The organism is Clostridioides sp. ZZV15-6388 (assembly GCF_020657755.1).
In the GTDB taxonomy this organism is placed as follows: Bacteria; Bacillota; Clostridia; order Peptostreptococcales; family Peptostreptococcaceae; genus Clostridioides.
The window spans coordinates 149,883-162,019 of record NZ_JAGWCU010000002.1; the positions used below are offsets into that span (position 1 = coordinate 149,883).

Sequence of the window (12,137 nt, forward strand, 5' to 3'; positions counted from 1 at the left end):
CATTAAATTTTTAATCACTATAAGATTTTATTAATCTAATATACAACCAAATTGAGAATGTGTCTGCAATGCATCTGCACATTTTTTATTGCAGTAGCAACACTTCTTAATATCATCTACTCTTCCTTCTCTTACTTTCTGCAACCAATCACTGTCTGCCAATAGTTGTCTCGACATAGCAACCATATCTACTCTGTTATTTGATATAACATTTTCTATGAAGTCTGGACTAGATAGCTTACCAACACCACAAACTGGAAGGGTTGTGTGTGTTTTAACTTCATCAGCTAAATACAAAAAGCATCCTTCATCTTTAAAATAAGGATGATTATTGACTGGTATGGTGTCTTCTAGTTTGGAATGATTTGCTAATGTTACATGAAAGCTATTTACACCAAGTGATTCAAATTTTTTTACAAAATGCTCTACTTCAGAAAATAAAACTCCTGCATTACCATAATGAGGATTTTCTTGTCTAACTGCAAGCTTATAATCTATTGGAATATCCTTCATGTCATTACGAATACTACTAATTATTTCACTTGCAAATCTACTTCTATTATCATAGCTTCCACCATATTCATCAGTTCTATTATTGTATATACTGGATGAAAAGCTTCCTATAAGTCTATCTCCATGAATTTGAATCATATCAAATCCTGCTTTTTTTGCATTTAATGTTGTTACCCTAAACATCTCTATAATATTTTTTATTTCCTCTTTTGGCATATTTGTTACATAATCATTTACTCCATCATCCATAATTTTTTTTATTTCATCATGTGAAGTAATTCCCAATTTCATGGTATTTCTGATTAAATTCATGTCATAATCTGAACAAAATATTTGTGCTGAAACTTTCGCCCCTGAATCATGTATTGCATCTACAATTTTTTTGTACTCTCTAATTCCATCTTCATTTGATAAGCTTAGAGCCATTTTATGAAAACTAGGTCTAACAGATACATCTCCTATCGTAATCAAAGCTACACCTGATTTAGCAATTTTACAAAACTTGTCAATTCGTTCTTCCAAATTAAGACCCATACTTGTAGGTGCAAAAGATACTCTATTTTTTAATTCTAAATTTCCAATTTTAATTGACTTTAATAAGTTGCAATACATCCTATTCTTCCTCCACTGTTGCCTTTATATCTTTTACTGTATGTAATTTTTTTACTAGGTCTTTGTATTCTTCATCCAAAAACTCTTTTTTTATATTACTATCCCACTTTGAAAATATGTTTTTTATATCTCCTAGTACTTCTTCACCCTTATCTGTTACTCTCAATTGAAAAGCTCTACTATCATTAGGATTTTGAATCTTTTCTATGTAACCATCTTGTTCTAATCTAGATATAGTTCTTGTAGTATGAGCTTTATCCACCTCGAATTCTGTAGAGACATCATTCAAAGAACAATTCCTATTCTTGTTGATATAAATTAAATAAAAATATAAACCATTCGTAAGCTTATATGGCTTTAGACATTTTTCACAATAAAGTTTAAAGTTCCTTTGAAGATAACAAATAATATACGACAAACTCTCATGCTGTAACTTTTTAAAATCCATTTTTAATTTCCCCTCTATAATTCTAATACAATATATTTGACTATATCAACTATATTATATTAAATCCTTGATACAGTCAAGAATATTTTGCCTTATAACTGTATAATTTTATACTCCCTTATAAAATTATCATAAAATATAATTGTGGTTTAGTTAGAATTTGTAATTTTTTATATACATCATACATAAATATATTTTATATAAAAATTTATATTTTCAAACAAGAAATTTTTCGAAAATTGTCTAAATTCAGTAAAAATATGGTAATATATACATAAGCAATATAAATCTATAAAAGGGAGTGTTACATATGATATCTAATAAAATGCAAACTTTAGTTGCAAACAGCTCTGTTATAAGAGCCATGTTTGAAGAGGGAAAAAAACTCTCCGATATGTACGGAGAAGAAAATGTTTTTGATTTTAGTATAGGAAATCCAAGTGTTGAGCCTCCAGAAACTATTAAAGCAGTTATAAGTGATATTTTAAATGAAGAATCTCCAAATCTAGTTCATGGATATATGAACAACTCAGGATACGAAGATGTAAGAGATGCTATTGCCAAGCACATAAATAAGAAAAATGGATTAAACCTTACAAGAGATAACTTAATTATGACTTGTGGTGCTGCTGGTGGTCTAAATATTATTTTAAAAACTCTTTTAAATCCTGATGATGAAGTTATTGCTTTTGCACCATATTTTGGTGAGTATAAAAATTATACAGAAAACTATGATGGAAAGTTAATAGAAGTCCCTACAAATATAGAAACTTTTGAACCAGATTTAGATGCTCTAAAAAATGCTATTACCCCAAAGACAAGAGCTCTAATAATAAACACTCCAAACAATCCTACTGGTGTTATTTATTCTGAAGAATTGCTAAAAAATCTTGGAGAGTTACTAGACACAAAACAAAAAGAATTTAATACAAATATATATTTAATTTCTGATGAACCATATAGAGAAATAATTTATGATGGTGCTAAAGTTCCTTGTATATTAAAATACTATAAAAATTCATTTATAGGATACTCTTATAGTAAATCATTGTCTCTACCTGGTGAACGTATAGGATATATTGTGGCTAATGGCGAAATGGATGATTTTGATGATGTTATGTCTTCATTAAATGTTGCAAATAGAATACTTGGATTTGTAAATGCTCCTTCTCTTTTTCAAAGAGTTATTGCAAGAAGCTTAGATGCAGAAGTTGATGTAAATATTTACAAGAAGAACTTTGACCTTTTATATAATAGCTTAATAGAAATGGGATTTTCTTGTGTTAAACCTAGTGGTACATTCTATTTATTCCCAAAAGCTCCAATTGAAGATGATAAAAAATTCTGTGCTGATGCTAAACAATTTAATTTACTATTAGTTCCAGGCTCTTCTTTTGGTTGCCCAGGACACTTTAGAGTATCATATTGTGTATCTTATGATAAGGTTAAGAGTTCCCTACCAGCATTTGAAAAATTAGCTAAATTGTACAATTTAAAATAATTAAATAAATATAATTACAAATAATTAGCTACCTTAGTGTAGAATTTTATATTCTATATTAAGGTAGCTTATAATTTTATATCTTATGTTTATATACCATTTTATACCAATGTACTTGAATATTGTAGTTTATAGTACTAATATAAATTACAAGGAGGTGTTTGATTTGAAAAAAGGTTATGTTTATATAATACTAACTACCCTATTTTTTAGTTCAATGGAAATTAGTCTAAAAACAGTTACAAATGACTTTAATCCCTTACAAATAACTTTATCAAGATTTTTTGTTGGTGGCTTAGTCTTACTACCTTTTGCTATAAAAAGATTAAAATCCCTTAGTATTTCTATTACAAAATCAGATTTAAAATACTTTGCTTTTCTAGGCTTTATGTGTGTTGTAGTAAGTATGTCATTGTACCAGTTAGCTGTACTAAACACAAAAGCATCTGTAGTTGCTGTTTTATTTAGTTGTAATCCAGTATTTGTAATGCTTCTAGCTTATTTAATTCTAAAGGAAAAAATCTATAGGCATAATATAATTTCACTTATATTAGAAGTACTTGGAATTATAGTTATTATAAATCCACTGCATACAAGATTAACTTTTAGTGGTATATTCTTAACACTATCTTCTGCCATTATTTTTTCAATGTACACTGTTTTTGGTAAAAGAAAAACCTTAAAATTTGGTGGAATAGTTGTGACTTGTTTCAGTTTTATATTAGGTAGTTTAGAAATGCTTGTATTAGTTCTATTTACTAAGATTAATTTTATATCAAATATGTTAAATAAAAATGGGCTCCATGTATTTGCAAATATACCTATTTTTAGTGGTTATACCTTACACAACATACCTACTATGATTTACGTATTTGTATTTGTTACAGGTGTTGGTTATGCACTTTATTTTATGGCAATGGAAGCTACATCTACTAGCCTTACATCTTTAGTATTTTTCTTTAAGCCTGTAATATCTCCAATACTGGCATTACTAATTCTTAAAGAATTTATTCCTATTAATATGATTATAGGAATTCTATTGATAGTGATTGGTTCAATAGTTTCTATTATACCTACAATAATGGCTCAAGCTCATAATAAACATATTGAGTCATTATATAAAAGTCAGCAATAAATCATCACATAAAAAATATACATAAGATTAAATTGATTAGTTTTACACACAATATAAAAGGTTGTGTCTCAAAATGAACTTTTTAGTTCATGAGGCACTCTTTTTGTATGAAATCAAATATATTTTTATCATTTCAACAATGAAAAAGAGGCTTATCTCTATTTTGAGACAGCCCCTTAATGTTTTTATATAAATTTTTTATTTTGCTAAGTTTTGTAAAAAGCTATAAGTTTGTGGACAAGCTGCTTTTAATTTACTATTTGTGTCTTGATTCAAGTAGTAATATGCGAATGCTTCAGCAAAGAATTCTTCTGGATATACACCTAAATAATTTACATTTCCTAAAGAACGTCCTTCTTTAGCAAATATTTGTTTAAATTGTGCTGATTTAGAAATATCATTCAATGCAAGATGGTCTACTGCATGTGCTGTTTCATGTAATTCTAAGTTTATTGCATCATGACCTTTACCTTTGTTACTAAATCCTATTCTAAGAGCTACTGTACTTCCACCTAAACCAGGAACATCATCCCAAGTTTTACCAGTATTTTCCCATCCCTTAGGAACTACACCTTTTAAATAAGCATATTCTTTTTCATCTGTTAATTTTCCACTCAATAATTTTATTTTTAAGTTATCTTGTTTTAATACATTTAGATATTTTCCATCTATATTTGCAAGTCTATTTATCATAGCATTAGCTTCATTTTTATCGTAATTTCCACTTGGAAGAACCACTATTTGACTAAGTGTTTCTTTATTGTTTTGTAAAGTTGCACTATCTGCATGTGCACTTACTGGAACTGAACTTATTAAGAATATTGATATTATAGCGATTAATAATTTTTTACTTGTTTTCATATTATTCCCTCCTTTGAGTTAGGCCGGGAGTAATAAATTTCAAAATAAAAAAGATACCCAAGAGTATCTTTGTATATACAAAAAGAAATTTTTACTCTTTTCGGCAACTGGCTGGCATAGTTTACTTAAACTTTAGCCCCTATAGCTTTGCGTGACTAGGTTTCCCTAGTTTTGCCTCATTTAATTTTATATTTATATTATATCTTATATCCTTCTCTTTGTCTATAGTTTTCTGGATTTTTTTCTAAAAAACGATTATTTTTTTACATAATACTCCAAAAAAAAATATCTTCTAACAATATTCTCACTTAAGAATATTGTTTTAGAAGATATTTTTTAATATTACTTATATTTTTATAATGTTAGGGTCTAATTGATGTTTTTCTTTCTTCTCAATATAATAAGTCCTACAATAGCTCCTAACCCCAAAAGTATTTCTACAGTAATTGTAGTACTATCCCCTGTCTTTGGTGGCACTGGTGGATTTACTACAGTATTATCTTTTACTGTATTATTCTTTTCCTGTGGCACTGGTGGGTTTACTACCTCTGGTATTGGAACAATTTGTTTAACAGGCTTTTCTATTGCATCTTCTGATGGTGGTATTGGTGGATTTACCACATTTTCTGATGGTGGTACTGGTGGATTTATTGTTGCTTCCTCTGTATCAGATGGTCTTGATGGTTTACTTGGCTTATCTGTACTTGGTGGCACTGGTGGATTTACTGTTGGTTCATCTGTATCTGGTGGTGCTGGTGGATTTACTGGAATATTTTCTTGTTTTACATTTTCTATATTTCCAATATCCACAATTTTACCAATATTTTTTCTATCAATTTCCACCTTTATTTTATCCTTTAATTTTTCATATCCACTTGGAGCCATGGTCTCCACTAAATAATATATTCCTGGATTTTTGACACTAGATTCAATTATACCATCTTCATTACTAACTAAATCCTTAACTACTACTATTCCAAATGTATTTTCCAAATTAAACTTTGCACCTTCAAGAGCACTTTTATCTGAATTGTCTACCTTTTTAGCTTCAAAAGCATACCCTTGTTTAGTAGTTTCTACTCCAGGAGGACTTGAACCATTAATCTGAGCTACATTTTGTATAGTCTCTCCTACTTTTACATCTGTAAAATCTGCATCAAATGTAACCCAACCTTGTACAGGTTCACCTTCTTTTATCTGCTTAAATTCATATTTATTTACTAATCTTATAGTATTTTTCCCATCTCCAGCTTCTTTTTTAAGTTCAAGATTATCAGAGTATTTTATATTAGATATTTTTAATGCTGGATTTACTTCATCTAAAATATTTACTTGCCCTGCATCATAAACACCATAAGTTGACATGTTTATTTTATACTTAACTATTTGGTTATCATTGCCATCTAATACCTTTTTATCAACCTCTTTTTTGGCACTTATTAATCCAGAGTTCTTCTTAAAACTTATCTCGTCTCTTTTATCTACTTGACTATTATTTGCATCAAGAACAGCTCTATTTGTATAACTATCTTCAATACTAATAACTTTTAATGTATATGCTATAAAAAACTTTGATTCAACTTCTTCTTCACTAAGATTAATTGTAAATCCAGTTATAACTTTTTCTACTTGCCCACTTTCATTTCTTTTTTCTTCTGTTTTATATGAAATATTATTTGCAATTTTTTCTTTACTCCAAGGAGTCCAGCCACCATTCATTGGAACTTCTACAACTCTAAAATCATGCCCAGCTTCTCCAGCAGTAGTTAATCTCATACCTTCTGGTATATTGTCTGTTATAACCACATTACTTATTGGTGATTTGTCACCATTTATTGAAATTTGATAGTTGATTACTTGACCTACTTGAGTAATATTTGTTGCTCCTGAATGTCCCTTAGTCAAAAGATAATCATTTCCCCTATCAAATACACTTACAGTAGCATCATCTTCTTGCAATTTCTTACCAGCAGATTCTAATCTAGCTATATTCTTATATTTATTACCATGTTTCGCATTTTCATCACTAATTCTAGCCTTATACTTAACAGTATACGCTTTATCTATATCTCCAAAATTAACTGAAATAGAATTTTCACCTTGTTCAATATTAAAATCACTTACTTCTTTTCCATTGCTTGCCACTACACTTACAGAATCTTTTATTAATGTCATTCCTTCAGGAAGCTCATCATATAAAGTAATGTCTTTTAATTCTTCCTCTTTTTCATTTACTTGTATACTATAATTTACATCTTTATTTTTAACTGGCATAAATACAGTAGTTGACTCTCTTCCTTCAACAAGCTTTTTAAGTGTTCCTTTAGCTTCTTCAATGTCTTCTTTATCGCTAGGCTTTATTTCTATATCTACATCTCCACTTCCACTTTCTATCTTTCCAGTAGTTTCAATATGAATTTTTGCACTTGTCTCTTCATCAACTTTATTCACATATGCTTCTAATCCAATTTTTCCTTGCATTACACTTTGACCATTGGGTAATTCTCTAAATGTAAGTGTATACTCTCCATTACTATCTGTTTTATCAAAACATTCACTTGTATAATCTAAATTAACTTTGTTAAACACATCTGGAACCTTAAAAGTTATTGAGTCACCTGCTTGTATCCCTTTTGATGTTGGAGTATAAGTTAATTTAAATGTAATTTTTTTCATTGACTCTGTTTCTATTGTATTATTATTAATTTTTACAACAAATCCATACTCTTCATTAAGTTCTTCTTCTAAAGTTTTAAGTAAATTTTCATCCTCTATTGGAGTTTGCTGTGGCTTCTTATTTTCTTCTTGTTTATCTCCTTCTGGAGTCTGTTCTGGTTTTTTATCTTCTTCTTGTTTATCTCCTTCTGGAGTTTGTTCTGGCTTTTTATTTTCTTCTTGTTTATCTCCTTCTGGAGTCTGTTCTGGTTTTTTATCTTCTTCTTGTTTGTCTCCTTCTGGAGCTTGTTCTGGATTCTTATTTTCTTCTTGTTTATCTCCTTCTGGAGTCTGTTCTGGTTTCTTATTTTCTTCTTGTTTGTCTCCTCCTGGAGTCTGTTCTGGCTTCTTATTTTCTTCTTGTTTTCCATCTCCAGTTGGTGAATTATTTGAATTACTTTGGATAGACCCACTTCCTTCTAATTCTGACGCATAAGATACAGCTGGATATATTGTAGTAACTATCATACTTAAAATCATAATTAAACTGATTAATAATGCCTTCTTATTTCCTTTCCTCATATAGATTGCTCCCCTCTAATCTATTCGCACTTTTGTAAAGTTCTATAAATACATAATATAATTTAATTTCTTTTATCAAAAAACTATACAAAAAAAGCTATGAAATAAATAAAATTTATATTCATAGCCGGTTGCACCACTGACTCTATATATCCATAAGGTGCCCAGTAATAGGATATACTTCAACGTCTCTATAATTTTTTTATAAAAATAATTAAAAATTATTATATTCAAATTAAATACAGTTATATATCTATTATATTATGTCTATATTTTATTGTCTATATTTTTTACATTTTTTCCCTTTATTTTTTAATCATCATTAAATGAAATCTTTATCTACAACAATAACACAATTATATTCAGGATTCATCTCCTTAACTAGTTTTGTTATATCTTCTTTTAAATCTTCTTCTGACATACCTTTGGAGAATTCAGAAGGATTAACTACTATATCAAAGACTAAATTCTTCTTACTTCCTTTTCCAACTATCCTAAAGTCATGCATAGATTTTATAAGGCTGTTTTTCTTAAGTATTTCTTCAAGTTCTCTTTTTGCTGATATAACCTCTTCATCATCAAGACATATAGGGTCCATATGAATTACCAAATATATATCCAACTTTTCAGATATTTCTCTCTCAGCAGTATCTATAATTTCATGAATTTCCATTATATCGATATTCGACGGAATTTCTGCATGTATAGATGCAATACATCTTCCAACTCCATAATTATGGATTATTAAATCATGTGTACCTATTATATGTTCATAAGATAATAATAATTCTAAAATAGATTTGACCATTTCTTCATCTGGAGCTTCTCCAAGAAGAGGATTTATAGTATCTTTTACAAGAGAAAAGCCTGCATAAAGAATTACTAATGATACTACAATACCTACATATCCATCTATAGGCAAATCAGTAAATCTCGCCAAGATAAAAGATATAACTACACAGCTTGATGTAAATACATCTCCCAAAGCATCTAATGACACTGCTTTTAATGCTGATGAATTAATTTTATTTCCCATAAATTTATTAAAACGGCTCAACCATATTTTAACCATTATAGATGCAATTAAAAGTATAAGTGGCACTAATTCAAACTTTATAGGAACTGGATTTGTTATTCTTTCTATAGACGATTTCACAAATTGAAGTCCAACCAACATAACCATAAATGCTACTATCAATGCTGATAGATATTCTATTCTACCATGTCCAAAAGGATGTTCTTTGTCAGCTGGTTTACTTGCTAGTTTAAACCCTATCATAGTTATTGCTGAAGATGCCATATCTGAAAGATTATTAAATGCATCTGCCATTATAGCTATACTTGATGTAAGCATACCTATAGAGACCTTTACTATAAATAAAACTAAATTAGATATTATACCTACTATTCCTGCCACATAACCATACTTATTTCTAACAACTTTATCTTGAACATTCTCACTATCTTTGATAAATGTTTTGACTAGGATTTTTGAAAACATGAAACTTACCTCCCTGTCTTTTATTTTGTTAATAAACTCGAAACTTTATATCTTTACTTATGATAACACAATTTAGATATAAAATTCTTTAAACTTGCTCTATATCAGTAAAATATTCTTAAATTTCTTTTCTTATAGTTAATATGAAGTAGTTTTATATATCTGACTAAAATTAATAGGTTTAATAAAATTGGCCCTAGATATTTTATACTTTTATCTAGAACCAATATTATTATTTTATACCAACTATTTTATTTAACATAATTGAACCAGTTTCTGGACTTTCAAATTCAATTGTAACATTTTTTATATTAGATAAATTTATATTTTTAAACTTGTCAAGTGGTATTACTGTATCACTTATTGGAGTATATCTTGACCAAAATTCCATAAACTTCCCTTCTACATATTCATCTTTTATAACTTCTCCTTCAAAATACTTCATAGCAGATACTTTATCATTTTCTACAATGATACTACTTTCTTTTCCCTTAGAATCAACTAAGCTAAGTTTGAAAGAAACTACATTATCTTTATTATTTAATTTACTAGGAGAGTTTAATGCCCATCTAAACTTTAGTGCAGAATAAGCTCCTAAGTTATTATTATTTAAAGGTAGTTCTATTTTTCCACTTTCAGATTTCCAATCAACTTGTAACAAGTCTAAATTTTCATTCACTCCAGTATTGATAAATATTTTTGCAGTATCTTTGTTCAGTCTCTCTGATTCAACTAATTCTTTTGTATCAACATTACTTGAATTTATATTTTTAAATGTCTTTTTATTAAATAATTCTACAGATTCACTATATTTAACTTTATTTAAAGTTTGATATCCATACATTTTATAAGGCAATGCTTTTTTATTGAAGATAGGTGATTCACTACTATCAAACCCAAAAATAGATTTCATATAGTCAACTACATAATTAGAGAAAAAATCTCTATGTTCTTCTTCTCCTAATTTCTCAGGATAAGTTCCATTAGTAGTCTGTGGCTTAGAAAACTCTTTTTCTCCTAAAACTGAGTTGTATGCATTATGATTTCCGCCCACTAGATAAGTTAGTCCCAATGGGCTTTTTCTATTTTTATCTAAAGATATATCATAAAAAATATCATCTCCACTATGAACAACATCTCCATCATACTCTGAAACTATTATTGCTGTTGGTATATCAGGAAATTTTTCTATCGGACTATTATATGCTGGTGTAAGTGATATAATTCCTTTTATCCCTTTAAATCCTTTTTGCATTTGGTCTTCTGCTATTTTAATTACCCCTGAACCTGCTACAGAGTGTCCTATAAGACCAATATTATTTAAATCAACTTTATCTTTAAGATATAATCCAAATCCATTTTTCTTACCTTCGTTTACGTCTTTAAAAGTTTGTATATATGTTTGAGCTAAATGAGTTATTCTTTCATTTTCCACTGGTTCTCCATACTTAAAAGTATAATTCACTGAGGTATCAATAGATACTCCTATGATACCATTTCTTGCTAAATCCTCAGTAAGATATTTAAATCCATCTTCAAAGTCATTTTCTCCGTCTCCATGTTGTCCATGAAAGATTAATACTACAGGTGCTTTTTCTTTTATATTTTCAGGTACTGATATTATTCCTTCCATATTAAATGGTATAGATTTACCTCTTATAACCATTTCTGATGTTCCTAAATTAAATTTATTAGTCTCAACCTTATTATTACTATTTTTTGTGGAGTTTATTTTATATGATATTTTTTCATTCGACACTACATCTGAATTAGATTTATTTGTACAACCCACAAGAAAAGCACTTACCACTATTATGGATAAAATTATACTGACCCACTTTTTAAACTTCATAAATATTTTCCTTTCTATATATCCCTTTAGATACAATTTTAAAATTTTTATTAATTGTATTTATTACTTAACATTCACTTCTTAATCTTTCTGTTATTATAATCTATATCCACTTCTTACTCATATAAATATAAAATAATATCATAAACAAATTCTCTATTATATTTTTCATAATACTAGTTATTTATATACATCTTAATTGACAACTTTTATTTATTAAGTAGCACAGAAATATATTATTTCTAAGCAAACCAACACATTTATAGCATATTTTTATATTAATTTATATCTAAGTAAAATAAAGAATTCTTTATTAACAACATTTCTAAATAAATAAAAAATACTCTATTTTCTACATATCAAAATTAATTCACATAACTTTTGCTTAAATATCTACTTAAAGCATAAAAAAAATGACTTTTATATATCCTCATGGTAGAATAAAACAAATAAGTCAATAAATTAAAAATTGGAGAA

General features: G+C 28.2%; 8 protein-coding genes and 2 riboswitches. Of the genes, 2 read left to right on the forward strand and 6 right to left on the reverse strand.

Translation table 11 applies throughout. From position 1 onward, the window contains the following. Positions 1 to 30: 30 nt before the first annotated feature. Complete coding sequence (bilR, locus tag KGF48_RS02520) at positions 31 to 1,125, reverse strand: bilirubin reductase (RefSeq protein WP_227840452.1); 1,095 nt, start codon at positions 1,123 to 1,125, stop codon at positions 31 to 33. 1 nt (position 1,126) lies between these two features. Further along, entirely contained in the window at positions 1,127 to 1,573 is a 447-nt protein-coding gene (bilQ, locus tag KGF48_RS02525) for a bilirubin utilization transcriptional regulator BilQ (protein WP_227840453.1), read from the reverse strand. Positions 1,574 to 1,883: 310 nt separating this feature from the next. On the opposite strand from bilQ, the gene KGF48_RS02530 reads away from it, so the two are divergent. Both KGF48_RS02530 and KGF48_RS02535 read left to right on the forward strand, forming a co-directional pair. Beyond that, positions 1,884 to 3,074, forward strand: a complete 1,191-nt coding sequence (locus KGF48_RS02530; protein WP_227840454.1) for a pyridoxal phosphate-dependent aminotransferase — start codon at positions 1,884 to 1,886, stop codon at positions 3,072 to 3,074. A 166-nt stretch (positions 3,075 to 3,240) separates the two neighbouring features. Next, on the forward strand, positions 3,241 to 4,209 hold the full coding sequence (locus KGF48_RS02535) for a DMT family transporter (RefSeq protein ID WP_227840455.1): 969 nt from the start codon (positions 3,241 to 3,243) through the stop codon (positions 4,207 to 4,209). A gap of 198 nt (positions 4,210 to 4,407) precedes the next feature. Here the strand turns inward: KGF48_RS02535 and KGF48_RS02540 are convergent, their stop codons facing one another. The 4 genes from KGF48_RS02540 to KGF48_RS02555 form a co-directional block, all read right to left on the reverse strand. Beyond that, on the reverse strand, positions 4,408 to 5,070 hold the full coding sequence (locus KGF48_RS02540) for an anthrax toxin lethal factor-related metalloendopeptidase (RefSeq protein WP_227840456.1): 663 nt from the start codon (positions 5,068 to 5,070) through the stop codon (positions 4,408 to 4,410). Positions 5,071 to 5,169: 99 nt separating this feature from the next. Then, a riboswitch (cyclic di-GMP riboswitch) is annotated at positions 5,170 to 5,256 on the reverse strand. Positions 5,257 to 5,439: 183 nt separating this feature from the next. Next, positions 5,440 to 8,307 carry an SrtB-anchored collagen-binding adhesin gene (locus KGF48_RS02545; protein ID WP_227867719.1) on the reverse strand — a complete coding sequence of 956 codons (2,868 nt, stop codon included), beginning with the start codon at positions 8,305 to 8,307 and terminating at the stop codon, positions 5,440 to 5,442. 116 nt (positions 8,308 to 8,423) lie between these two features. Next, a riboswitch (cyclic di-GMP riboswitch) is annotated at positions 8,424 to 8,509 on the reverse strand. A 120-nt stretch (positions 8,510 to 8,629) separates the two neighbouring features. After that, positions 8,630 to 9,808: a cation diffusion facilitator family transporter gene (locus tag KGF48_RS02550; RefSeq protein WP_227840458.1), complete on the reverse strand. Its 1,179-nt coding sequence runs from the start codon at positions 9,806 to 9,808 to the stop codon at positions 8,630 to 8,632. 232 nt (positions 9,809 to 10,040) lie between these two features. Continuing rightward, positions 10,041 to 11,660: a hypothetical protein gene (locus tag KGF48_RS02555; protein WP_227840459.1), complete on the reverse strand. Its 1,620-nt coding sequence runs from the start codon at positions 11,658 to 11,660 to the stop codon at positions 10,041 to 10,043. Between the last annotated feature and the right edge of the window lie 477 nt (positions 11,661 to 12,137).

What these genes read in the sequence shown, in the direction of transcription:
- bilR (WP_227840452.1), bottom strand. Translation starts at nt 1,125, where the DNA reads ATGTATTGCAACTTATTAAAGTCAATTAAAATTGGAAATTTAGAATTA.
- bilQ (WP_227840453.1), bottom strand. Translation starts at nt 1,573, where the DNA reads ATGGATTTTAAAAAGTTACAGCATGAGAGTTTGTCGTATATTATTTGT.
- KGF48_RS02530 (WP_227840454.1), top strand. Translation starts at nt 1,884, where the DNA reads ATGATATCTAATAAAATGCAAACTTTAGTTGCAAACAGCTCTGTTATA.
- KGF48_RS02540 (WP_227840456.1), bottom strand. Translation starts at nt 5,070, where the DNA reads ATGAAAACAAGTAAAAAATTATTAATCGCTATAATATCAATATTCTTA.
- KGF48_RS02545 (WP_227867719.1), bottom strand. Translation starts at nt 8,307, where the DNA reads ATGAGGAAAGGAAATAAGAAGGCATTATTAATCAGTTTAATTATGATT.
- KGF48_RS02550 (WP_227840458.1), bottom strand. Translation starts at nt 9,808, where the DNA reads ATGTTTTCAAAAATCCTAGTCAAAACATTTATCAAAGATAGTGAGAAT.
- KGF48_RS02555 (WP_227840459.1), bottom strand. Translation starts at nt 11,660, where the DNA reads ATGAAGTTTAAAAAGTGGGTCAGTATAATTTTATCCATAATAGTGGTA.